This window comes from Streptomyces hydrogenans (assembly GCF_014656075.1).
GTDB lineage: Bacteria > Actinomycetota > Actinomycetes > Streptomycetales > Streptomycetaceae > Streptomyces > Streptomyces hydrogenans.
In genome coordinates, this window is record NZ_BNBS01000026.1 from 14767 (window position 1) to 36526 (window position 21760).

General features: G+C 75.0%; 20 protein-coding genes. 3 read left to right on the forward strand and 17 right to left on the reverse strand.

What is annotated here, in order from left to right:
- Nucleotides 1-52: 52 nt before the first annotated feature.
- Nucleotides 53-676, forward strand: coding sequence for a LysE/ArgO family amino acid transporter (locus IE321_RS13870; RefSeq protein ID WP_043227198.1), 624 nt, complete (start codon nucleotides 53-55; stop codon nucleotides 674-676).
- Nucleotides 677-695: 19 nt separating this feature from the next.
- Here the strand turns inward: IE321_RS13870 and IE321_RS13875 are convergent, their stop codons facing one another.
- From IE321_RS13875 to IE321_RS13945, 15 genes are all read right to left on the reverse strand, one after another.
- Nucleotides 696-1688 carry a TolB-like translocation protein gene (locus tag IE321_RS13875; protein WP_190223087.1) on the reverse strand — a complete coding sequence of 331 codons (993 nt, stop codon included), beginning with the start codon at nucleotides 1686-1688 and terminating at the stop codon, nucleotides 696-698.
- A gap of 2 nt (nucleotides 1689-1690) precedes the next feature.
- Nucleotides 1691-2986, reverse strand: a complete 1296-nt coding sequence (locus tag IE321_RS13880; protein ID WP_190223088.1) for an MFS transporter — start codon at nucleotides 2984-2986, stop codon at nucleotides 1691-1693.
- Entirely contained in the window at nucleotides 2986-4326 is a 1341-nt protein-coding gene (locus IE321_RS13885) for a discoidin domain-containing protein (RefSeq protein WP_190223089.1), read from the reverse strand. Before IE321_RS13885 ends, IE321_RS13880 begins: the two co-directional genes overlap by 1 nt.
- A 315-nt stretch (nucleotides 4327-4641) precedes the next feature.
- Entirely contained in the window at nucleotides 4642-6276 is a 1635-nt protein-coding gene (locus IE321_RS13890; RefSeq protein WP_190223090.1) for an ABC-F family ATP-binding cassette domain-containing protein, read from the reverse strand.
- Between the two features lie 312 nt (nucleotides 6277-6588).
- A complete protein-coding gene (locus IE321_RS13895; RefSeq protein ID WP_190223091.1) occupies nucleotides 6589-6954 on the reverse strand; it encodes a hypothetical protein in 366 nt (121 codons plus the stop codon).
- Nucleotides 6951-7568, reverse strand: coding sequence for an RNA polymerase sigma factor (locus IE321_RS13900; RefSeq protein ID WP_226652756.1), 618 nt, complete (start codon nucleotides 7566-7568; stop codon nucleotides 6951-6953). The genes IE321_RS13895 and IE321_RS13900 overlap by 4 nt, the downstream gene beginning before the upstream one ends.
- A 226-nt stretch (nucleotides 7569-7794) precedes the next feature.
- Nucleotides 7795-9234: an amino acid permease gene (locus IE321_RS13905; protein ID WP_226652755.1), complete on the reverse strand. Its 1440-nt coding sequence runs from the start codon at nucleotides 9232-9234 to the stop codon at nucleotides 7795-7797.
- 71 nt (nucleotides 9235-9305) lie between these two features.
- On the reverse strand, nucleotides 9306-11078 hold the full coding sequence (locus IE321_RS13910) for an LVIVD repeat-containing protein (protein ID WP_190223092.1): 1773 nt from the start codon (nucleotides 11076-11078) through the stop codon (nucleotides 9306-9308).
- Nucleotides 11079-11136: 58 nt separating this feature from the next.
- On the reverse strand, nucleotides 11137-12372 hold the full coding sequence (kynU, locus tag IE321_RS13915) for a kynureninase (protein ID WP_190223093.1): 1236 nt from the start codon (nucleotides 12370-12372) through the stop codon (nucleotides 11137-11139).
- Nucleotides 12366-13391 (reverse strand): amidohydrolase family protein, encoded by a 1026-nt coding sequence (locus IE321_RS13920; RefSeq protein WP_043227190.1) that lies wholly within the window; start codon nucleotides 13389-13391, stop codon nucleotides 12366-12368. The genes kynU and IE321_RS13920 overlap by 7 nt, the downstream gene beginning before the upstream one ends.
- A complete protein-coding gene (locus tag IE321_RS13925; RefSeq protein ID WP_043227189.1) occupies nucleotides 13388-13960 on the reverse strand; it encodes a 3-hydroxyanthranilate 3,4-dioxygenase in 573 nt (190 codons plus the stop codon). The genes IE321_RS13920 and IE321_RS13925 overlap by 4 nt, the downstream gene beginning before the upstream one ends.
- Nucleotides 13957-14376, reverse strand: a complete 420-nt coding sequence (locus IE321_RS13930) for a RidA family protein (protein ID WP_043227187.1) — start codon at nucleotides 14374-14376, stop codon at nucleotides 13957-13959. The genes IE321_RS13925 and IE321_RS13930 overlap by 4 nt, the downstream gene beginning before the upstream one ends.
- Nucleotides 14373-15161, reverse strand: coding sequence for a 2-keto-4-pentenoate hydratase (locus IE321_RS13935; RefSeq protein ID WP_190223094.1), 789 nt, complete (start codon nucleotides 15159-15161; stop codon nucleotides 14373-14375). Before IE321_RS13935 ends, IE321_RS13930 begins: the two co-directional genes overlap by 4 nt.
- The gene (locus IE321_RS13940; protein WP_190223095.1) at nucleotides 15158-16039 is read right to left on the reverse strand and encodes a 2-keto-4-pentenoate hydratase; all 882 of its coding nucleotides are present in this window, start codon (nucleotides 16037-16039) and stop codon (nucleotides 15158-15160) included. The genes IE321_RS13935 and IE321_RS13940 overlap by 4 nt, the downstream gene beginning before the upstream one ends.
- Nucleotides 16036-17451, reverse strand: a complete 1416-nt coding sequence (locus IE321_RS13945) for a 2-hydroxymuconic semialdehyde dehydrogenase (RefSeq protein WP_226652754.1) — start codon at nucleotides 17449-17451, stop codon at nucleotides 16036-16038. The genes IE321_RS13940 and IE321_RS13945 overlap by 4 nt, the downstream gene beginning before the upstream one ends.
- 265 nt (nucleotides 17452-17716) lie before the next feature.
- On the opposite strand from IE321_RS13945, the gene IE321_RS13950 reads away from it, so the two are divergent.
- Nucleotides 17717-18685 (forward strand): LysR substrate-binding domain-containing protein, encoded by a 969-nt coding sequence (locus IE321_RS13950; RefSeq protein WP_043227184.1) that lies wholly within the window; start codon nucleotides 17717-17719, stop codon nucleotides 18683-18685.
- Here IE321_RS13950 and IE321_RS13955 read toward each other — a convergent pair.
- Both IE321_RS13955 and IE321_RS13960 read right to left on the reverse strand, forming a co-directional pair.
- Entirely contained in the window at nucleotides 18654-20273 is a 1620-nt protein-coding gene (locus IE321_RS13955) for an acyl-CoA dehydrogenase family protein (RefSeq protein ID WP_190223131.1), read from the reverse strand. The genes IE321_RS13950 and IE321_RS13955 overlap by 32 nt on opposite strands.
- Before the next feature lie 265 nt (nucleotides 20274-20538).
- Nucleotides 20539-21147 carry a TetR/AcrR family transcriptional regulator gene (locus IE321_RS13960; protein WP_043227183.1) on the reverse strand — a complete coding sequence of 203 codons (609 nt, stop codon included), beginning with the start codon at nucleotides 21145-21147 and terminating at the stop codon, nucleotides 20539-20541.
- A gap of 194 nt (nucleotides 21148-21341) precedes the next feature.
- Between IE321_RS13960 and IE321_RS13965 the strand changes: the two genes are divergently transcribed.
- Nucleotides 21342-21725: a hypothetical protein gene (locus tag IE321_RS13965; RefSeq protein ID WP_190223097.1), complete on the forward strand. Its 384-nt coding sequence runs from the start codon at nucleotides 21342-21344 to the stop codon at nucleotides 21723-21725.
- The last annotated feature ends 35 nt before the right edge of the window (nucleotides 21726-21760 follow it).

A 21760-nucleotide genomic window follows, 5' to 3' on the forward strand; every position in this document is an offset into this window, starting at 1 on the left:
CTAAGAATCTTCAGCTGTACTGATGGGCGGGGCGGCTCGTAGCGTCGACGCCATGAACAGCGGCATCATCCCGGCGGCCGTCGCCGGATTCGGCACGGGCCTGTCCCTCATCGTCGCCATCGGCGCCCAGAACGCCTTCGTCCTGCGACAGGGGGCGCGCCGGCAGGCCGTCCTCGCGGTGGTCGGCATCTGCGCGGTGTCCGACGCGCTCCTCATCGCCCTCGGAGTGGCCGGACTCGGGGCCGTCGTCACCGCCTGGCCCGCCGGACTGACCGTGGTCGGCCTGGCCGGCGGCGCCTTCCTGATCTGCTACGGACTCCTGGCCGCCCGCCGCGCCCTGCGCCCCGCCGGGGAGGCGCTCGCGACGAAGGGCGCCGCGGCCGGCTCCGTACGCACCGCCGTGCTCACCTGTCTGGCCATGACCTGGCTCAATCCGCACGTCTACCTGGACACCGTGCTGCTGCTCGGCTCCGTCGCCGCCGACCGGGGCTCGCTGCGCTGGGTCTTCGGCCTCGGCGCGATGCTGGCGAGCCTCACGTGGTTCGCCGGCCTCGGCTACGGCGCCCGCCTCCTCGGCGGCGTCCTCTCCCGTCCCGCCGCCTGGCGCGTCCTGGACACGCTCGTGGCCGCGACCATGCTCGCCATGGGCGTCATGCTGCTGGCCCGCACGGTCTGATCCGCCCCGGGCTCGGCGGCTACCGCGCCGCGAGGGTCGGGGAGGAGGCGCCGCGGGCCAGCGCGCGGGGGGAGCCGGAGCCGTCGGCGGGGACCGACCAGACGTCCCCGCCCCGGCCGTAGGCGAGGGTGGCGGTGTCCGTCCAGAGGGCCTGGTCGTCGATGCCGCGCCCTTCCGCGACGGGGTGTTCGCGGCCGGTGGCCAGGTCGAGGACGTACAGCCGCCAGGGCTCGCGCGGCCCTTCGGAGACCCGCTTCTTGAACGCGACCCGGGTGCCGTCGGGGGAGAGGGAGGGGCACTCGACGTTCTCGCGCAGGGCGCGGGCCGACCAGTTCGCCAGGTCGCCCTCGACGAGGTGGGTGCGGCCGCCGGTCGAGACGGTGGCGTAGAAGCGGTTGTCGTCGGCGGCGAAGCCGACGCCCCAGTAGTTGACGTCCGGGGCGTGGTGGCGCCGCCCGCCGAGGGTCAGCGGGATCTGCTCGATGTTCTTCACCAGATAGCCGGTGCGCAGGTCGAGCACGGAGGTGCGGGTGGAGAAGGACGAGCGGGCGTACGAGTCCCCGGTGGCGAACATCGTCCAGGCGAGCACGTTCCCGGAGGCGGAGACCCGGGCCCGGCTGGGGATGCCCGGCAGGCCGATGCGGCGGACCTCGCGGAGCCGGCGGTCGAGCACGATCGCGTACGAGCGGGCCGGGACGCCCGGCCGCCGCTGGAGGCACAGGGCGGTGTTCCCGGCCGCGTGGAAGCGGTCGCAGGCCGGACCGCCGGTCACCCGGCCGCCGGGCGCGGACGGGTCCACGCGCGCGACGCGCCCGGTCGCGGTGTCCCGGACGTAGAGCACGCCGGGGCCGGCGCCGTCCAGGGTGAAGCCGGGATCGGCGGCGCGGTCGGCGGCCCGGTGGCCCGAGGCGGCCCGCAGGGTGTAGGCGGTGGCTCCGCCGCCGAGCAGCAGGAGCGCGAGGACGATGATCCAGACGCGGGCGCGGGGGGAGAAGCCGGTCGGGACGGGCATGGTCAGTCGGTCCTCTCGGAGGGCTCGGGGGCGGCGTGCCCGGCGGGGACCGAGAGGCCCCGGGGGAGCAGGCGCGCGGAGCAGCAGACGGCGACCGCGAGCGCCAGGAGCGCGGCGGCGAGGGCCGTGTCCGGGCCGCTCGCCGTCCACAGGGCGCCGAACGCGACGGCGGCCCCCACGCGGGCGAGGGCCTGGACGGTCTGGACGAGGGCGAGGCCGCCGGCCTGCCGGCCCTCGGTGAGGAAGGGGCCGGTCAGCGCCATGAGGACGCCGTCGGTCGCGGCGTAGAACGTGCCGAGCAGCACGAGGACGCCGGGCAGGACGGCGGCGTCGGGCAGCGGGGTCAGGAGCAGGCCGTAGGCAAGGAGGAGGGCGCCGTGGCCGTACAGCAGGGGGCCGCGCCTGCCGAGGCGGTCCGCGAGCCGGCCGGCCGGGACGGCGAGCAGCAGGAAGACGGCGGCGGCGCCGAGCGGCAGGAAGGGGAACCAGGTCGGGTCGAGTCCGGTCCTGCGCTGGAGCAGCAGGTAGAGGAAGGCGTCGCCGACGGTGGCGGCCCCGAGGAGCCCGGCGCACAGGACGATCCGGCGGTAGCCGGGCGACTTCGGCGCGCCGAGGAACCCGCCCCGCGCGCGCGGCGGGCGCGGGACGACCGGCCGGGCCACGCGCGCGTGGCGGGTGCGGCCGGGGACGAGCAGCAGCCAGAGCAGCACGCCGAAGGACCCGACGCAGAAGCTGACGGCGAAGACGGCGTCGTACGCGTCGGCCGTGGCCCACAGCAACGCGAAGGCGGCCAGCGGGCCGAGGAGGGCGCCGGTGGTGTCCATCGCGCGGTGGACGCCGAAGGCGCGGCCCAGGTCCTCGGGCGGGCTGTGCAGGGTGATCAGGGCGTCGCGCGGCGCGGTGCGGACGCCCTTGCCGAGCCGGTCGGCAGCGAGCGAGCCGGCGATCCAGCCGGTCGCGCCGCCGGCCACGAGGAGGCCCAGCCGGGAGGCGGCCGAGAGGGCGTAGCCGAGCCCGCCGACCGTCTTGTGGCGTCCGCCCCGGTCGGCGGTGGCGCCGCCGAGGAGCCGTACGAGGGCGGTGGCGCCGGTCGTCAGGCCGTCGAGCAGCCCGAACTGGAGGGGGGAGAGCCCGAGTCCGAGGACCAGGTAGAGCGGCAGGACGGCGGTCACCATCTCCGAGGAGACGTCGGTGACCAGGCTGACCGCGCCGAGGGCGAGGACGGTGCCCGGGACGCGCCGCCGGACCCCCGAGGGGGCGGGCGGCGCGTCGGGGCGACCGGTGGTCGCGAGGTACATCAGTGGCAGGTGTAGGTCGGGGCGGAGTCCTTGACCTGGTCGTCGGTGCCGACGTACTGCCAGGTGTAGGTGGTGTCGGTGAGGTCCAGCTTCAGCACGCCGTAGGTGCCGCTGATCCGCTTCTGGCTGTTCGGCTGGACGGTCTCGATGTCGTACGGCTCGGCGCCGCCCATGCCGCCGACGATCTCGACCATGCCGTCGGCGGTGGCCCGCCCGTCGGGGTCCTGCGGGGCGAAGCGCTCGTAGTGGTGGTCGTGCCCGTTGAGGACCAGGTCGGCCTTGGCCGCGTACAGGATCTTCCAGACGGGCTTGGAGACCGGGTCGTTGCCGTGGCCGCCGGAGGAGTACAGCGGGTGGTGGAAGTAGGCGGCGACACAGCCCTTGGTGTTCCGCGCCAGGTCGTCCTTGAGCCACTGGATCTGCGCGGCGTCGTCGAAGGAGTTGGAGTCGAGGGCGACGAAGTGCCAGTTGCCCTGGTCGTAGCTGTAGTAGGACTTGCCCTGCGGGTAGGCGATCGCGCCGAAGTACGCCTTGTAGCCCGCGAGCGACCCCGCCGGGTCGTACGTCTCGTGGTTGCCGGGGACGGGCCGGGTCTTCGCCTTGAAGGCGCCCCAGCTCTTGTCGTAGTAGTTCCGGAAGTCGGAGATCAGGGCGTCGTCGTACTGGTTGTCACCCATCGTCAGGTAGAAGGACGGGGCGATCCGCTGGGCGAGCGCCGCCGTCTTCGGGTGGGCGCAGGAGCTGCTGGAGGCCGTGCACTGCGCGGCGATGTCACCGGCCGCGACGACCGTGAAGGCGCCGGTGGGCGGGGGAGTGTCGCCGGCCGTGCCGTACACCTCCACCGACCAGAGCGAGTAGCCGTACGAGGTGCCGCGGGCGGTGCCGTACACGCGCAGGAAGCGGCCCTGGCCGGTGAGTCCGGTCCAGTCGTCCGTGCCGCCGTTCCCGGCGGTCTCGGTGGCGAGGCGGGTCCAGGTGGTGCCGTCGGCGGAGATCTCGACGCGGTACGCCTTGGCGTGGGCGACCTCCCAGACCAGCTTGACGCGGGAGACGGTGGCGGACGGGCCGAGGTCGACCCGCAGCCACTGCGGGTCGACGCCCTCGGCGCTGGCCCAGCGGGTGGTGGAGACGCCGTCGAAGGCCTTCTCCGGTCCGAAGGTGCCGTCCTCGACGGAGGACGAAGTGGCCGGGCGTCCCTGCGAGATGAGGGTGTCGGCGGCGGCGCCCGCCCGGTCCGGGAGGGCGAGGAGGAGCCCGCCGACGAGCAGCAGCACGGCGGCGAGCACGAGGGAGAGGGGGGTCGTGGTGCGGCGAGGTGGGGCGGAGGCGTACAGGCGCATACCTGGGCTCCCTGGCCTGAGGGGGGATGAGAGCTGGACACCGTGACGAGGCACCACGGTGTGGGCCGCCCGCGCCCGGGACATGGGCGCGGACGGCCGACCGCGTGGCGTTCGGGGCGCCACACGTCGGGGTGGTGCTCGGCGGCCGGGTCAGAGCTCTCACTGAGCGCGTCACGCCCCCGGAGGGGTCGCCGCGCCGAGCCGCTGCCAGGGATGTTAGCGGATAGTAAGGTTTCCTACCAGACTCTGGCGCGGGCCGGACCGGGCACCCGCACGGCCGCGCCCTTCGAGCGCGGGCCCGCGGGTGCCCGAGGGTCAGACCGCGGGGGCCCCGGCGTCCCGCAGCGTCCCGTCCTCCAGCCGCAGCAGGCGGTTCACCCCGATCTCGGCGAGGAACCGCTCGTCGTGGCTGACGACGACGAACGCGCCCCGGTAGGAGTTGAGGGCGCTCTCCAACTGGCCCGCGCTGACCAGGTCGAGGTTGTTCGTCGGCTCGTCGAGCAGCAGCAGCTGCGGGGCCGGCTCGGCGCACAGCACGCAGGCGAGCGTGGCCCGCAGCCGCTCGCCGCCGGACAGGACGCCGACGGGCAGGTGCGCGCGGGCGCCCCGGAAGAGGAAGCGGGCGAGCAGGTTCATCCGCTCCGCCTCGGGCCGCTCGGGCGCGAACGCGGCGAAGTTCTCCGCCACCGTGCGGTCCAGGTCCAGCAGGTCCAGACGCTGCGAGAGGTAGGCGACGCGACCGTCGCCGCGCTTGACCTCCCCCGCGTCCGGGACGAGTTCGCCGGTGACGAGCCGCATCAGGGTGGTCTTGCCGGAGCCGTTGGGACCGGTCAGCGCGATGCGCTCGGGGCCGCGCACGGACAGGTCGACGCCGCCCTCGGCGAACACCTCCCGGCCGTCGTGCCGGACCTGCATGCCCTCGCCCAGGAAGAGGTTGCGCCCGGCGGGCACCTGGGTGTCGGGCAGGTCCAGGACGAGCCGCTGCTCGTCGCGGAGCGCCCGCCCCGCCTCGTCGAGCCGGGCCTGGGCCTCGCCCACCCGGTTCGCGTGGGTCTGGCCGGCCCGGCCGGCGGACTCCTGGGCGCCCCGCTTCATGTTCCCGGCGAAGATGCGCGGCAGCCCGGCGCTCTTGAGGTTGCGGGCGGCGTTGCTCGCCCGCCGGTCGGCGCGCTCGCGGGCCTGCTGGAGCTCGCGCTTCTCCCGCTTCAGCTCCTGCTCCGCGTTGCGCACGTTCTTCTCCGCGACCTCCTGCTCGCCACGCACGGCCTCCTCGTAGGCGCTGAAGTTGCCGCCGTACAGGCGCAGTCGGGAGGCGCCGAGCTCGGCGATGCCGTCCATGCGGTCGAGCAGCGCCCGGTCGTGGGCGACGACGAGGAGCAGGCCGTCGAAGTCCGACAGCGCGTCGTACAGCTGGTGCCGGGCCTCCTGGTCGAGGTTGTTGGTCGGTTCGTCGAGCAGCAGCACGTCGGGCCGCTTGAGCAGCTGCGCGGCGAGGCCGAGGGAGACGACCTGGCCGCCGCTGAGGGTGCTCAGGGTGCGGTCGAGGGCGAGCCCGCCGAGACCGAGCCGGTCGAGCTGGGCGCGGGTGCGCTCCTCGATGTCCCAGTCGTCGCCGATGGTGGTGAAGTGCTCCTCGGAGACGTCACCGGACTCGACGGCGTCCAGCGCGCGGATCACGTCGGCGACACCGAGGACGTCGCCGACGGTGAGGTCGCCGGTGAGCGGCAGCGACTGCGGGAGGTAGCCGAGGCCGCCGCCGACGGTGACCGAGCCGGCCGTGGGGCGCAGCTCGCCGGCGATCAGCTTGAGCAGGGTGCTCTTCCCGGAGCCGTTGGGCGCGACGAGGCCCGTGCTGCCGCCGCCCAGGCTGAAGGACAGCTCGTGGAAGACGGGGGTGTCGTCGGGCCAGGAGAACGACAGGTCCGAGCAGACGACGGTGGCGTGAGACATGGAAACGACCTCGCGGGGGAGGAAGGGGGCGGGCGGCGGATACAGCTCCGCCCCGGGCAGACAAGGGGAAAAGGGGTACGACGAACGGGCCACCCCGGCTGCGCTCCTCGGCGCGTCCGGCGGCCGTCAGATCCGGATCTCACCCGGAGATGTCGTCGTCACCCGCCACGTCTGCTGCTCTCCTCGTTTCGCGATCAACGTCCTCACCAGCGTAACAGTCGGCCCTCGTGAACCCCCGGGAATTTCGCCCGCGCGCGCCACGCGGGCCGCCCCCGCCTCGGGGACGAGACGGGGGCGGCCCTCCCGGACCCGCTAGGGCCTGGGTGTTCCCGCCGGGTGCGGGTGCGCCTTGGCGAGGGTGCACACGCCGTCCTCGCACCGGCGCTCCAGACGGCCCCGGGAGATCGTCTGGGCCAGGCCCACCATCCAGCAGGTGGGGCAGCCGCGGAAGGCGATCAGGGCCAGCGGGGCCGCCAGCAGGGTGGCCGGTCCGGCGACCGGCACCAGGGCGACGGAGCCGATGATCAGTCCGAAGCCGAGGGCGCCGCGGGCCAGATGGCGCGGCACCGAGCTGCTGGCGAAGTCCGGTCGGCCCGGCGCCGTGGCGCCCCGCCTCGTGAGGTCGACGAGCGGGACGTCGACGGGCTTGACGGCGTCGACGGTCGGGAGGGGGTTCATGGTCGCGGGTCTCCTTCGTCGGGGCGAGGAACGGTCGTCCGCCCGGTCGCCCGGGCGGACGGCGGATCGGTCACCGCCAGGGAGTGGCGGAGGGCGGCGCGCGCCCGGTGCAGCCGGGACTTCATCGCCGCGTTGCTCAGGCCGAGCGCGTGGGCGACGGTCCTTCCGGGCAGGCCCTGCACGTCCCGCATGATCAGCACCTGCCGCTGCTCCCGGGGCAGGGCCCCGACGGCGGCGGCGATCCGCTCGGCTTCCAGCCGGTGCAGGACGGCCTCCTCGGCGGACGGCTCCGCCGGGCCCTCGGCTCCGGCCGCCGCCGGTTCCTCGGGCCGCGCCACGAGCAGCCGGACCTGCCGGAGGCACTCGTTGCGCACGATGCGGAACATCCACGAGGCGAGCGCCCCCGACGCCCGCAGGGTGCCGATCTTCCGGTAGAGGATGATCAGCGCCTCCTGCGCCGCGTCCTCCGCGTCCTGCGGGGAGGCGCACAGCGACCGGGCGAACTTCCGCACGTGCGGCTGCGATTCCATGACGACGGTGGTCAGCGAGGCGACGTCGCCGTCCTGGGCGGCCCTGACCAGACGTTCGTCCGGCCAGGAGAAGGGTCGGTTCATGTGCTCTTCCTCGTGCTCTGCGGGCTCCCGTGGGCGGTGCGGATCAGGCCCGGCTCCGGTACCGCCGGGTCAGGTGCCGGCCGCACGCCCCGACGAGCAGGACCCCGACGACGACGAGGGCGGTGATCAGCATGATGTCTCCTTCCGGCGGTACCGGCCCGTGCGGCCGGTACGCGGATAAGAGACGGCCGGCCCCGCGAAGGATTCGCCCCGGCGCGGAATTCTTCTAGGGCCGCTCCCCGGCCGGGGCCGCCGGGGTGGCCGGGGAGGCGTCGGACCGTCCGTCGCGGGCCGCCCTGCGGGCGCCGGTCAGGGCGTGACAGACCAGGAGGACGGCGGTGAAGGCGAGCCCGATGCCGGCCGCCTGCCGCATGTCGGGGACCTCCACGGCGGTCGCGGCGACGGCGAGGACGCCGACCCCGGCGACGACGGCGAGCTTGTCGCCGCCCGGGATGCTGAAGCCGGTGAACTCCTCCGGGTGCGCGTTCCGGTGCCGGCGGAAGGCCACGTACGAGGCGAGGATCAGCAGCCACACCATCAGGACGGCGAAGAGGGCGATCGACATCAGGATCCCGAAGAGCCCGCTGACGTCGTAGAAGGCGAGCAGGGCGGCCACCGCGATGCCCAGGGTGGACGCGGCCAGGGCGACCGCGGGGACCCCGCGCCGGCTGAGCCGGGCCATCGGCGCCGGGGCGAGGCCGTCGCCGCCGAGCGAGTGCAGCAGCCGGGACGCGCCGTACAGGTGGGCGTTGGCGGCGGACATGGCGGCGATGAGGACGACCGCGTTGGTGACGGTCGCCGCGGCGGGCACGCCGATCTCCGTGAAGACCCGCACGAAGGGGCTGGCCTCGACGCTGCCGTCGCCGGCGGCGAGTCTGCGCCACGGGATCAGCGCCAGGACCAGGGTGATGGAGAGGAGGTAGAAGAAGGCGAGCCGCCAGGCCAGCTGGCGCATCGCGGTCCGGATGGTGCGCTGCGGGTCGGCGGCCTCGGCGGAGGCGATGGCGACGACCTCGAAGCCGGCGTAGGCGAACATCACCACGGACATGCCGATCCAGACGGCCTTGGCGCCGTGCGGGAGGAAGCCGCCGTCGTCGGTGAGGTGGGCGAGGCCGGTGGCCTCCGTGTCGGGCAGGCCGAAGAAGACCAGCAGCGCGGCGCAGAGCACGAAGGCGCACAGCGCCACCACCTTGACGGTGGAGAGCCAGAACTCCGTGGTGCCGAAGGACTTCACGCTGATGACGTTGACCGCGAGGACGATCGCGGCGATCGCCACGATGGCCAGCGACATCGGCACGCCGGGCCACCACCACCGGATGTAGAGCGCGGAGGCGACGACCTCCGTGCCGATGACCACGACCGCGCTGAACCAGTACAGCCACCGGCTGAGGAAGCCGGCCCACGGCCCGAGGTAGCGGTGCGCGACGGTGCCGAACGAGCCCGGCACGGGATGGGCGGCGGACATCTCGCCGAGGAGCACGGCGATGACGGCCACCAGCACCGCCCCGATCACGTACGAGACGATCACGGCGGGCCCGGCGACGGATATCGCCGTCCCGGAGCCGAGGAAGAGACCGGTGCCGAGCGCGGAGCCCAGCCCGATCATGGTGGTCTGGCGGTGGGTGAGCGAGCGGACCAGTCCTGCGGAGTCGCTGGATGCGGGCATGACGGAGGGACCCTTCCGGGGGACGGGGAACAGCGGGGAGGGGAGGGGGAGCGGGGGCGAGGAGGAGGGGCTCAGAACTCGCTGGTGCGGAACGGCTTCGCCGGGCGGTCGAGGTCGGGCTTGCCCAGGACCTTCGACGACAGGGCGTAGATGCCGTGGTTGGTCAGCGCCCAGGCGATGTTGCGGTCCCACTCCACGTAGACCCCGTGGGTCTGGTTGCCGTACGCGTAGTCCGCCGTGTCGCGGCCGTACGCCTTGGGGACGAAGTACGCGGCGATCTCGGGCGCGGCCGGGTCGGAGACGTCGAAGAACTGGACGCCCGCGTTGTAGAAGCCGTAGCCGAGGAGGCCGGCGTCGTGGCGGCCCGGGTTGGTGTAGTAGCCGGTCCGCTTGGGGCCGAAGCTGCCGCGGCGCTGGCAGTAGTCGGCGAAGCCGGCCGTCCGCGGCGGGACGGGGCGGGGGAGGGCGCCGACCACGCGGGGGCGGGCCGGGTCGCGGACGTCGATCTGGTAGACGTCCTTGTAGGGCTCGTAGCAGTCCTCGGTGAGCGGGTAGCCGGAGTAGTAGATCATCCCGGTCTTCTCGTACTGGGAGACGTCGATGTTGTCCCCCTCGGTGCCCGCCACCGACGCCGGCAGGTCCAGGTGGGCGACGGTCCTCAGGTCGGAGGGGTCGGACACGTCCAGGACCGTCAGGCCGTAGCCGCCCATCGCGGCGAAGGCGTAGCGCCCGCCCTTCTCCACGGGCTTGGGGAGGAAGAGCGGCATCCGGGCGCCCATCCAGCTGGTCCGGTTGCCGCAGCGCGGGTTCTTCCGGTAGGCGGCGTCCTCGCCGGTGCGCTGGCCGGGCAGGTGCCAGGTGTCGAGGAGCCGGGGGTGGGCCGGGTCGGACATGTCCCAGGACTGGTAGCCGGCCGAGTGCAGGTTGGTCGGGTACTCGGTGCCGGAGTAGGTGTCGTCCGGTGCCGTGGCGATGAACATGTACCGCCCGCCCGCCCAGTGGGGCACGTCGATGGAGCCCGAGCCCTGCTGCGCGGTCGCCGGGTCGGAGCGGAGCGGGTCGGCCTGCGTGGAGTCGGTGGAGACCGTCGCGAGCAGCTTCCAGTCCTTCTTGCGCGGCCCGTCCAGGCGGTAGACCTTGAAGCCCTTGAGCCCCGGCTTCTCCCTCAGCTTCCGCACGCCGTCGGGGTTGTTGTACTTGTCGAGGGGCGGGTGGTCGGAGAGTTCGGAGATCTGCCGCTTGCTCTCGAAGCTCTGCACCATGACGTAGGCGTCGAGCTTCTCGCTCCACTGGATGGTGGAGGCGCCCCAGTAGTCGTGCGCCGCCCAGTCGCCGTTGGCGCGGGTCTCGTCGCCGCCGACGTCCTCCCGGCTCAGCTTCTCGACGACCTTCACCTTCTTGACGTCGGTGATGTCGTAGACGCGGCCCTCCGACCGGTCGTACTGGAAGAGGTAGCGGCGCCCGTCGAAGTCGACGACGTTCTGCCAGGTGTGGAAGTAGTCCGGGGTGAAGTCGGCTCCCTCGTAAGCCGCTTCGACCTTCATGTTCTTGATGTACGACCTGGTGTCGTACTCCGCCCGGCGGCCTGGGAAGGGGTGCTCGGACTCCTCGTCGACCGGGGTGAGCGCGGGGTGCCGGAAGGTGCCGTCCAGCTGCATGCCGTACGCGCCGGGGTCGGCCTGTTCCGGCCGTCGGTCGGCGCAGACGGCGCGGACGTCCGGGTCGCCGGCGGCCGGGGCGGCGGCCCCGGAGGTGGCGCCGGAGACCCCGGGGACGAGCAGCGTGGCCGTCGCGGCGGCGGCGACGGCGGCGGCGAGCGCCGCGTTTCTGCGGGTGGAGCGCATGGGACGGTCCTTTCGGAGACGTACGCGGGGGAGGGAGCGGTGCTGCGGGGGCGAGGGCTCAGGTGACGGTCGGGCGCTCGCGGAACTCGGGGGCCCGATGGGCGCCGGAGACCGCGATGTCCCTCAACTCCTCGACGGCGCGCAGCACATCGGCGTGCGTGACGTACAGCGCGTTGAAGCCGAAGCGGAGCAGGTCCGGGGCGCGCATGTCGCCGATCACGCCCCGGGCGGTGAGCGCGGCGACCAGGGGGTACGCCTCCGGGTGCCGCAGCGCGGCCTGGCTGCCCCGGCGCGCGGGGTCGCGCGGGGTCGCGGGGGTGAAGCCGAGGCTGTCGAGGAGGGAGTCGGCGCACTCCTGGAAGAAGCCGGTCAGCGACAGGCTCTTCCGGCGCACCTCGGCCATGTCCACCCCGTCGAAGGCGGTCAGCGCGGCCTCCAGGGCGAGCAGCGACAGCAGCGCGGGCGTGCCGATCCTGGCCCGGGCGACGCCCGGCCCGGGGGCGTACGTGCCGGACATCGCGAAGGGCGCGGCATGGCCGTGCCAGCCGGTCAGCGGCTGGTCGAAGCCGTCCTGGTGGCGGGCGGCGACATAGGCGAAGGCCGGTGCGCCGGGCCCGCCGGACAGGTACTTGTAGCCGCAGCCGACCGCGAAGTCCGCCCCGATCGCGTCGAGTTCGACCGGCAGCGCGCCCGCCGCGTGGCAGAGGTCCCAGTGCGCCAGGGCGCCGGCGGCGTGCGCGGCGGCCGTGAGCGCGGCCATGTCGTACAGCTCGCCGGTGCGGTAGTCCACCGGCGCGTAGGCGGCGACGGCCACGTCCGCGCCCTCGGCGGCCAGCACGGCGGCGGCCTCCCGGGCCGGCACCCGGCGGACGTCGAGGCCGAGGAGGCGTCCCACCGAGTCGGCGATGTACTGGTCGGTGGGGAAGTGGTCGGGGTCGGTCAGCAGCAGCCGGCGCCCGGGCCGCAGCCGGGCCGCCGCCAGCAGGGTGTTGAACAGCTGGACGCTCGTGGAGTCCCCGGCGACGACCTGCCCCGGGGCGGCGCCGATCAGCCGGCCGACGGCGTCCCCGGTCCTGGCCGGTGCCTCCCACCAGCCGTTGGCGTTCCAGGAGCGGATCAGGTCGGTGCCCCACTGCCGGTGCACGGCGTCCTCGACGACCGCGGGGACGGCGGCGGGCAGCGCCCCCAGCGAGTTGCCGTCCAGGTACACCACCCCCTCCGGGAGCAGGAAGCGGGAGCGGACGTGGGCGAGGGGGTCGGCCGCGTCCAGCGCGGCGGCGCGCTCGGTCAGCATGCGGGGGCTCCTTCCGGCAGCCGGTTCAGTCCGAAGAAGCGGACGGCGTTGCCGCCGAGGACGGCGGCCTTCTCGCGGTCGGTGAGGGCGCTGTCGCGCACCAGCCGGCCGATCTCCTCCTCGCCGAGCGGGAAGGGGTGGTCGGAGCCGAGCAGCACCCGCTCCGCGCCCATCACGTCCACCAGGAGGCGCAGCGCCCCCGGGTCGAAGACGGCCGAGTCGACGGAGAACCGGTCGGTGTAGTGCGACGGCGGGTGCGGGCTGTCGGCCCGGACGAGGTCCCGGCGGTGCCAGGCGTTGTCGGCCCGGCCCAGCAGGTACGGGAAGCTGCCGCCGCCGTGCGCGAACAGGAGCCGCAGCGAGGCCGGGAGGCGCTCGAAGGCCCCGGAGAGGATCAGCGACAGGATCGTCAGATGGGTCTCGCCGGCCATGCCCGCCAGCCAGGCCAGCATGTAGCGCGCGTGGCGCGGCCCGGACGGCAGGTCCCACGGGTGCACGAGGACGGCCGCGCCCTCGTGCGCGCAGTGCGCCAGGAACTCGGTGAGCGCCCCGTCGTCGAGGTCGCGGTCGCCCAGGTGGTTGCCGATGTGCACGCCGTGGAAGCCCTGGCGCATCGCCTCGCTCACCGTCTCGCAGGCGGCCTCGGTGGACTGGAGCGGCACCTGGCAGAGCGGGGCCAGCCGGTCGGGGGCGTACGCGGCGTACTCCAGCAGATGGGCGTTGACGGTGCGGCACCAGTCGGCGGCGCGCCCGGGCTCCAGGCCGTAGCCGAAGAGCAGCGGGGTGCTGGAGAGGACCTGGACGTCGACGCCGAGCCGGTCGAGGTCGGCGACGCGGGCGGCCGGGTCCCACAGGGTGCGGCGCACCGGCCGGTACTCGGTGGCGCCGGCCATCATCATCCCGGCGTCCGGACCGTCCGTGGTGCGCAGCCAGGGGCCGTCGTCGGAGCCGGTGAGCCGCCGGGACTCGGCGCGGCCGAGCGCGGGGAAGACGTGCGCGTGGACGTCGACGACGGTCATGCGCCGCCCGCCTCGTCGCGGCGGGTGCGCGGGCGCAGGTCCTCCGGCCAGTCGCGGCCCGGGTGCAGCGCGCCGCAGCGGCCGCAGGTGCGGGCCGTCTCGTCGGCGTAGAAGGCGCCGAAGACCGGCGGGAGGTCGTCGACGATGGAGGTGAGCTGGAGCTCGCTGCGGTGCACCAGGTGGTGGCACTCCACGCAGTACCACTCGAAGGCGTCGAGGCTGCCACGGGGGCGGGCGAACTCGACGACCAGGCCGATGCTGTCCTCCTCCGGCCGCTGCGGGGAGTGCCGCAGATGGGCCGGGGCGAGGAAGACGTCGCCCTCGCGGATGTGGAGGTCGCGCGGCGGCCGGCCCTCCTCCTCCATGACGCGCAGCACCATGTCGCCCTTGAGCTGGTAGAAGAACTCCTCGATCGGGTCGTCGTGGAAGTCGGTGCGGCGGTTGGGGCCGCCGACGACCGTCACCATCAGGTCGGCGTCCCGCCAGATCTGGACGTTGCCGACCGGCGGCCTCAGCAGGTGCCGGTGCTCGTCGATCCAGGCGTGGAGGTTGAACGGTCTCATCGTCATCGGCGCTGTTCCTCGCTCTGCGGAAGGTGGGCCACCGCGCTGATCTCGATCAGCAGGTGGGGGTGGGGGAGTTGGTGGACGGCGACGGTGGTGCGGGTCGGGCCGGTCTCGTCGAAGTACGCGGCGTACACCTCGTTGTAGCCGCCGAAGTCGTTCATGTTCACCAGGTACGCGGTCACCGACACGAGGTCGTCGAGACCGCCGCCCACCGCCCCCAGGAGGCTCGCGATGTTGTCGAGCACGGCCCGGGTCTGGACGCGGATGTCGAGGTCCGTCACGCCCATCGGGTCGGCGCTCGCGCCCGCGAAGCCGCCGTCCGGCCGGCGGGAGCTCGTACCGGACACGAAGACCAGGTCGCCCGCGCGCCTCAGGTGCGGGAAGCGCCCGCGGGGCGGGGCGGCGCCGGGGACGATCACGCCGCCTCCCCGGTGGTGAGGGAGACGGCGCCGAGGCGGGCGACCGTGGCCCGGACGTGGGTGCCGGGCGGCAGGGGTACGGCGGCGGTGGCCGCGCCCGCGAGGATCACCGTGCCGGCGGCGAGCGGACCGGCGAGCCGGGCCGCGGCGGCCAGCGCGCGCAGCGGGTGCCCGAGGATCGCGGCGGTGGAGCCGGTCTCGGCGGGGTGCCCGTCCAGCTCCAGGACCACCCCGAGGTTGCCGAGCGCGCCGAGGCCGCCCAGGTCGCGCGGCGCGGTCCACGGTCCGACCGCGTAGGCCGCGGCGGAGGTGTTGTCGGCGATCACCTCGGGGAGCGAGAAGCGGAAGCCGTCGTAGCGGGAGTCGATGACCTCCAGGGCGGGCGCCACGGCGGCGACCGCCGCCGCCGGGTCGCCGCCCGGGGCCAGGGACGCGCCGAGGAGGAAGGCGACCTCCGGCTCGACCCGCGGGTGGATCAGCCCGGCGACCTCGCACCGGCCGCCGTCCGCGACCTCCATGCGGTCCGTCAGCCGTCCGTGGATCAGATCGGCCACGCCCATCTGCCGCATCTTGGCGAGGCTGGTGAACCCCAGCTTCACGCCGGTGGGCCGCTCGCCGCGGGCCAGCCGCCGGACGACCAGGGCCTCCTGCACCGCGTACGCCTCGGCGACGTCGGTGAGGCCGCTGCCGCCGCCGGGCAGCGGACGGGCCTCCAGGGCCGCCGCGTCCAGGGCCCGGGCCAGCCGCTCGGCCGGGTTCCCGGCCGGTGCCGTCGTCGTGCTCATCGTGTCTCCCCTTCCGGCCCGGCGGGCCCGAAGGCCGCGCGCACCGAGCCGAGTCCGTCGATCCGGGCCTCCAGCACGTCTCCGGGCGCCGCGGCCGTCAGCGGGCCGAGCGGGCCGGTCAGCACCGTGTCCCCGGCCCGCAGCGGCGTGCCCCGCCGGACGAGCGCGTCGGCCAGCAGCACGGCCGCGTGCAGCGGATGGCCGAGACGGGCGACGCCCGCGCCGGTGGAGACGGGCTCGCCCCGCCGCTCCAGCACGGCTCCCGCCGTCCGCAGGTCCAGGTCGCGCAGGAGCACCGGGCGGGTGCCCAGGACGTACGCGCCCCCGGAGGCGTTGTCGGCGAGGGTGTCGACGGCCGTGACGTCCCAGTCGCGGATCCGGCTGCCGTACACGTCGACGGCCGGCAGCGCGAAGGCGACCGCCCGGATCACGTCGGCCACCGTGTGCCGCTCGTGGCCGAGGTCCCGCTCCAGGACCAGGGCCACCCCGGCCCCGGCACGCGGCTGGAGCACCGCGCCCCAGGGGAGTTCGGCCCCGTCCGGCACGGCCGTGTCGTCGAGCAGGACGCCGGAGGCCGGGCCGTCGGCGCCGGGCCGGTGCGGCGCCGGAGGGGAGGCCGGGCCGGTCCTCCAGCCGGTGACCCGGCGGCCGGCGGCGATCCGGCGCCCGGTCACGAGGGACTGGACGGCGTGGGCCGCGTCCAGGTCGCCGGGCGGCAGCAGGTCCCGGACCGGCGCGCAGGGGACGCCGGTGCGGTACGCCTCCTCGACGCGGGCGGCGGCGGCCGCCACCGCGTCGGAGGGGAGCGGCGTCGTCGGGCGGGCCGCGTCCGGGCGGGGCGCGGTCTCCCGGGAGGGGGTGTCGTCCGTCGTCGTCACAGCTTCACGCACACGTTCATCGGCTCGGAGAAGAAGTCGAGGGAGTGGTCGCCGCCCTCGCGCCCGATCCCGGACGCCTTCACCCCGCCGAAGGGGGTGCGGAGGTCGCGCAGGTTCCAGGTGTTGACCCAGGCGATGCCGACGTCGAGGGCGGGGGCGACCCGGTGCGCGCGGCTCACGTCGCCGGTCCACACCGTGGCGGCGAGGCCGTACGGACCGGCGTTGGCCAGCGCCAGTGCCTCCTCCTCGGTGTCGAAGGGGGCCAGGTGCACGACGGGGCCGAAGATCTCCTCCCGGACCGCTGGGTGGTCCTCCGGCAGTCCGGTCAGCACCGTGGGCTCCACCCAGAAGCCGCCGTCCCGCGCGTCGCCGAACGACGGCACCCCGCCGCCCGCCAGGACCTCGCCGTCCGCGGCGGCCCGGTCCAGATGGCCGAGGACCTTGTCGCGGTGGGCGGCGGAGATCATCGGGCCGTATCCGGCCAGGTCCTTCGCCCCGGCCGCGAGCGCCCCGGCGAACTCCTCGAACACCGGCCGCTCCACGTACACCCGCTCGGTGCACAGGCAGACCTGCCCGCTGTGCGTGAAGGCCGAGCGGAGGGTCCCCTCCACGGCCCGCTCCAGGTCCGCGTCGGCGAAGACGAGCCCGGCGTTCTTGCCGCCGAGTTCGAAGGAGACCGGGGCCAGCCGGTCCGCCGCGGCCCGCATGATCGACGAGCCGGTGCGGGACTCGCCGGTGAAGGCGACGGCGTCCACCCCGGGGTGCTCGGTCAGCCACTGTCCGGCCGCGTCCGCCCCCTGGCCGTGGACCAGCTGGAAGACGTCCGCCGGCAGCTCCGCCCCGGCGATCACCTCCGCGAGCAGGCAGGCGGTGGACGGCGTGAGCTCCGACGGCTTGGCGACCACGGTGTTGCCCATGGCGAGGGCCGGGGCGACCTTCCAGGTGAGCAGCAGCAGCGGCAGGTTCCACGGCGAGACCACCGCGACCACGCCGAGCGGCTTGCGCACCGTGTAGTTCAGCGCGCCGCGCCCGTCCGGGGTCCCGGTGTGCCAGGAGCGCTCGCTCCGGCCGGCCAGGAGGTCCGCGTACGAACGGAAGTTGGCGACGGCCCTCGGGATGTCGACCGTCGCGGCGAGCGCGCGGGGCTTGCCGGTGTCCGCGCACTCGGCGGCGACGAACTCCTCGAAGCGCCCCTCGATGCCGTCGGCGATCCGGTGCAGCGCCCGCGACCGCTCCGCCGGGCTCCACCCGGCCCAGGGCCCGCGCAGCGCCTCGCGGGCCGCGCCGACCGCCCGGTCGACCAGTTCCCGCGAGGCCGCGGGCACCTCTCCGACGGTGCGGCCGGTGACCGGGTCGACGAGCGGGAACGGCACGCCGGACGCGTCGAACCCGCCTCCTACGTAATGCCGCACGGGTGAACTCACCTTGCAGACCTCCGTTGCTGGGCCCGGGACTGTCCGAAACTCGACCCCGGGGCGTGCCGGTATAGTGCGCCCACCCAGCTATGCCGATCCAATGCCGATCGGTGCGAGAGGTATAGCGATCCTGGTATGCGGGGGAGGTTGGTGCGCGCGGCGCGCCGTCGGTGACCGGCCCCGGGCATCCCGGGACGACTCCCCGCGGCCCGGGCGACCGGTGACCGGGCCGCCCGGCACTCCTCGGAAGGAGACGGCTCCGATGGACCTTCTGGACGGCCGGCTGAAGTTCCGGCACCTGACCCTGCTCCTCGCGGTCTTCGAGCACGGGAGCGTGGTGCGGGCGGCCGAGACCCTGCACCTGACGCAGCCCGCCGCGACCCGGACGCTGCGGGAGCTGGAGGCCATCGCCGAACTGCCGCTCTTCACCCGAGTGCCGCGCGGGATGCGGCCCACCGTCTACGGCGAGGCCCTCGTCGCGCACGCCCGCGCGGTCGTCGCCGAGGTGCGGCGCGCCGAGGAGCACCTCACCGGACTGCGGCAGGGGCAGGACGGCACGGTCACCGTGGGCACCCTGCTCGCCGGGGCCAACGTGCTGCTGCCCCGGGCCGTCGCCCGGCTCAAGAAGGAGCGGCCCCGGCTCACCGTCGTCGTCCGGGAGGGCACCCCGGACGTGCTCCACCCGGCGCTGCTCGGCGGCGAACTCGACGTCATCGTCGGCCGGGTGGGCGCCGCGACCGGCGAGGGCGAGAAGGTGCGGCAGCGGATGCTCTACCGCGAGCCCATCCGGCTCGCCGTCCGCTCCGGGCATCCGCTGCTCGCGGAGCGGACGGTCGCGCTCACCGACGCGCTCGGCTTCCCGTGGATCCTGCCGGTCGAGCAGACCGCCCTCCGCCACGAGCTGGGCGCGCTCTTCGTCGACCGGGGGCTCTCGCTGCCGGCCGACCGGGTCGAGTGCACGTCCATCCTGACCATGCGGGCGCTGCTGCTCCAGACCGACATGGTGGCCCTGCTGCCGGAGCTGGTCCTGCGCGACGACGAACACCTGGTGGCGCTGCCCGTCGAACTCCCCTCCGTGGGACGCACGGTGGGCGTCACCGAGGCCGCCCACCGCACCCGCACCCCGGCGCTCGCCGCGCTCCTCCACCACCTCGACGAGGAGGCGGCCGTGCTGCGCGAGAGCCTCGGCGGGGGCCCGCTCAGACCGGGAGGCGGGCCAGCAGCCCCGTGAAGTCCGTCGCCGGCGGGAGGGTGCCGAAGGCGAGGCCCTGGTCGCCGGAGAGGCGCGAGGCGCAGAACGCGTCGGCGACCGCCGCCGGGGCGTGCCGGACCAGGAGCGAGCCCTGGAGCACCAGCGCCGCCCGCTCGGCGACCCGGCGGGCGCGCAGCGGGGCGTCCTCGGTGAGGCGCAGTTCGCCCTGGAGGCCGGTCCAGGCCGCGTCGAGCCGCCGGTCGGCGCCGGACGCCGCCTCGACCTCCGCGCGGAAGGCCGCCAGGGCCTCCGGCTCGCGGGCCAGGGCGCGCAGCAGGTCGAGGGCGCTGACGTTGCCGGAGCCCTCCCAGATGCTGTTGAGCGGGGCCTCGCGGTACATCCTGGGCATGCCCGACGCCTCGTCGTAGCCGTTGCCGCCGAGGCATTCCAGGGCCTCGGCGACGGCGGCGGGCTGCCGCTTGCAGACCCAGTACTTGCCGACGGCGGTGGCCAGGCGGAGGAAGGCCCGCTCGCCCTCGTCGCCGAGCCGGGCGCGGTCCGCGGCGCCGGCCAGCCGCAGGCCGAGGGTGGTGGCGGCCTCCGACTCCAGGGCCAGGTCGGCGAGGACGTTCCGCATCAGCGGCTGGTCGATCAGCGTGGCGCCGAACACCGAGCGGTGGCGGGCGTGATGGGCCGCCTGGGCGAGCGCGCCCCGGATGCCGGCGGCGGAGCCGAGCACGCAGTCCAGGCGGGTCATGGTCACCATGTCGATGATGGTCCGCACGCCCTTGCCCTCGACGCCGACCAGCCACGCGACCGTGTCGTCGAACTCCGGCTCGCTGCTGGCGTTGGAGCGGTTGCCGAGCTTGTCCTTGAGCCGCTGGATGCGGAAGGTGTTGCGGCTGCCGTCGGGCAGGACGCGCGGCACCAGGAAGCAGGAGAGGCCGCCGGGCGCCTGCGCGAGGACCAGGAAGACGTCGTTCATCGGCGCGCTGGTGAACCACTTGTGGCCGCGCAGGCGCCAGGTGCCGTCCGGGAGTTCGGTGGCGGTCGTGGTGTTGGCGCGCACGTCGCTGCCGCCCTGCTTCTCGGTCATGCCCATCCCGGCGAGCAGCCCGCGCTTGCCCGCCGGGGCGCGCAGCCCGGGGTCGTACGAGCGGCTGGTGAGCAGCGGCACGTACGTCTCGGCGAGTTCGGGGGAGTGGCGCAGCGCCGGGACGACGGCGTACGTCATGGAGACCGGGCACAGGTGGCCCGGCTCCAGCGTGGTGGCGAGCATGAAACCGCCCGCGCGCGCCACGTGCGCGCCGGGCCGGTCGTCGGCCCAGGCGGCGCCGGCGAGGCCCTCGCCCACGGAGAGGTCCATCAGCCGGTGGTAGGCCGGGTGGAACTCGACCTCGTCGATCCGGTTGCCGTACCGGTCGTGGGTGCGCAGCTCGGGCTCGTGGCGGTTGGCCTGGTCCGCCCAGTGCTGGGCCTCCTCGCCCGCGACGACGCGGCCGAAGCGGTGCAGGTCCTCCAGGTGCCATCCGGCGCCCTCCCGCTCGACGCCTTCGAGCAGCACCGGGTCGGCCGCCGCGTCGTGACCGGTCAGCGGCGGGGTCTGGTTGGTGACGGCGTGCGTCACGGCGGTGGGACGGCTCCGGGGCGTGGCGCCGGGGCCGGCGTCGGCCTCGCGCGGGGCGGTCGCGAGAGCGGCGGCGGTGGCGGTGTCGGAGCCGGGGGTCGTGGTCACGGTGGCTGCTCCTCCGGAAGGCGGGTCGGTACGGGGCACGGTGCGGGTCGCCTGGCGCCGGTCGCGTGGGCCGGCGGAGGCGGTGGGGCGGTGGGGCGGACGGTCGAGCGGTCGGGTGGACTCGGGCACGGGGCAGGGGTCGCGGGCCCGTCACGGCTTACGGCGCGGGCGCGCCCGCGCAGCGCAGGGCCATCGCGGTGAGTTCGGCGAGGAGGGCCTCGGTGGTGGTGCCGTCGGGGGTGCCGAGCGGGTCGACCAGGACCTCGCCGATCGCGCCGGTGAGCGCGGCGGCGGTGATCTCGCCGTTCTGCTCCGGAAGCACCCCGTCCGCGATCCCCTCGCGCACCACGGCGGCGAAGAGCGCGCGGTAGCGGCGCCGGAAGTCCAGCCGCTCGGCGCCGACGGCGGGCTCGGCCGGGGCGGCGAGCAGGGCGTAGGCGAGCCCGCGGTTCTCCAGGGCTCGGCGGGCGAAGACGTGGATGCCGCGGCTCAGTCGCTCGACCGGGTCGCCGGGCGCGGTCAGCACCTCGCCGAGCACCTCCACCTCGCGCCCGGCGGCGCGCCGGAAGACCTCCACGGCGAGCGCCGCCTTGGACGGGAAGTGCTGGTAGACGGAGCCGGCCGCGATCCCGGCGGCGTCGGCGACCGCGGTCACGGACGCCTGGGACCAGCCCACCTCGGCGACGACCGAGGTGGCGCAGGCGACCAGATGCTCCCGGGCGACTTCGAGCCGGCGGATCTCGGCTGGGGTCTTGCGGTAGGCCATGGAAGAAGTGAACCATCATTCAGAGTTTCCCGCCACGGTCGGCTCCCCCCGGCCCGGGCACGTCAGGAGAACGTGACGCACCTCCGCGCCCCGCGGGGACGGCGTCGTTCGCGCGGCCGGCACCGAGGAAGCCCTCGCGACGGCGAACGGGCCCGGAGTCGCGCACGGCCCGCTACGAGATCCCGCGCGAGGTCGTGCTCCGCGACGCGCTCCCGCGCCCGCCCTCGGGCAGGGCCACCGAGCACGTCCCGCGGGCGGAACTCACCGCGGGCGCCCGGTTTCGCGTCGGGCCGGACGGCCGGACGCGGCCGGGTCGGTGCCCCGGCCGAGAACACGGGCGGGTACGAAGGGGCCGGGGCGGCCCCGGCAAGGGCACGTCACCGGGACGGCTCGACGCCGGCGTCGACCTGGTCGCCGAGCGCGGCAGGGGCGCCCTCACCATGGACGCCGTCGCCGCTTGGGCCGGCGACGGCGAGCCCGCGCACCTCCCGACGCTGCCGCGTACGCCCTCCCTGGGGGCTACCGCCGGGCGGGCGGCGCGGCTCCCGGGCATCCTCCTGTCGGCCCTGCGCGGCTGAGCCCGGCCCGCGCGCGGCCCGGCCCGACCGGCCGG

Excerpts from the sequence above, each read along its gene's own strand:
- IE321_RS13870 (WP_043227198.1), top strand. The coding sequence starts at position 53 with ATGAACAGCGGCATCATCCCGGCGGCCGTCGCCGGATTCGGCACGGGC.
- IE321_RS13875 (WP_190223087.1), bottom strand. The coding sequence starts at position 1,688 with ATGCCCGTCCCGACCGGCTTCTCCCCCCGCGCCCGCGTCTGGATCATC.
- IE321_RS13880 (WP_190223088.1), bottom strand. The coding sequence starts at position 2,986 with ATGTACCTCGCGACCACCGGTCGCCCCGACGCGCCGCCCGCCCCCTCG.
- IE321_RS13885 (WP_190223089.1), bottom strand. The coding sequence starts at position 4,326 with ATGCGCCTGTACGCCTCCGCCCCACCTCGCCGCACCACGACCCCCCTC.
- IE321_RS13890 (WP_190223090.1), bottom strand. The coding sequence starts at position 6,276 with ATGTCTCACGCCACCGTCGTCTGCTCGGACCTGTCGTTCTCCTGGCCC.
- IE321_RS13895 (WP_190223091.1), bottom strand. The coding sequence starts at position 6,954 with ATGAACCCCCTCCCGACCGTCGACGCCGTCAAGCCCGTCGACGTCCCG.
- IE321_RS13900 (WP_226652756.1), bottom strand. The coding sequence starts at position 7,568 with ATGAACCGACCCTTCTCCTGGCCGGACGAACGTCTGGTCAGGGCCGCC.
- IE321_RS13905 (WP_226652755.1), bottom strand. The coding sequence starts at position 9,234 with ATGCCCGCATCCAGCGACTCCGCAGGACTGGTCCGCTCGCTCACCCAC.
- IE321_RS13910 (WP_190223092.1), bottom strand. The coding sequence starts at position 11,078 with ATGCGCTCCACCCGCAGAAACGCGGCGCTCGCCGCCGCCGTCGCCGCC.
- kynU (WP_190223093.1), bottom strand. The coding sequence starts at position 12,372 with ATGCTGACCGAGCGCGCCGCCGCGCTGGACGCGGCCGACCCCCTCGCC.
- IE321_RS13920 (WP_043227190.1), bottom strand. The coding sequence starts at position 13,391 with ATGACCGTCGTCGACGTCCACGCGCACGTCTTCCCCGCGCTCGGCCGC.
- IE321_RS13925 (WP_043227189.1), bottom strand. The coding sequence starts at position 13,960 with ATGACGATGAGACCGTTCAACCTCCACGCCTGGATCGACGAGCACCGG.
- IE321_RS13935 (WP_190223094.1), bottom strand. The coding sequence starts at position 15,161 with ATGAGCACGACGACGGCACCGGCCGGGAACCCGGCCGAGCGGCTGGCC.
- IE321_RS13950 (WP_043227184.1), top strand. The coding sequence starts at position 17,717 with ATGGACCTTCTGGACGGCCGGCTGAAGTTCCGGCACCTGACCCTGCTC.
- IE321_RS13960 (WP_043227183.1), bottom strand. The coding sequence starts at position 21,147 with ATGGCCTACCGCAAGACCCCAGCCGAGATCCGCCGGCTCGAAGTCGCC.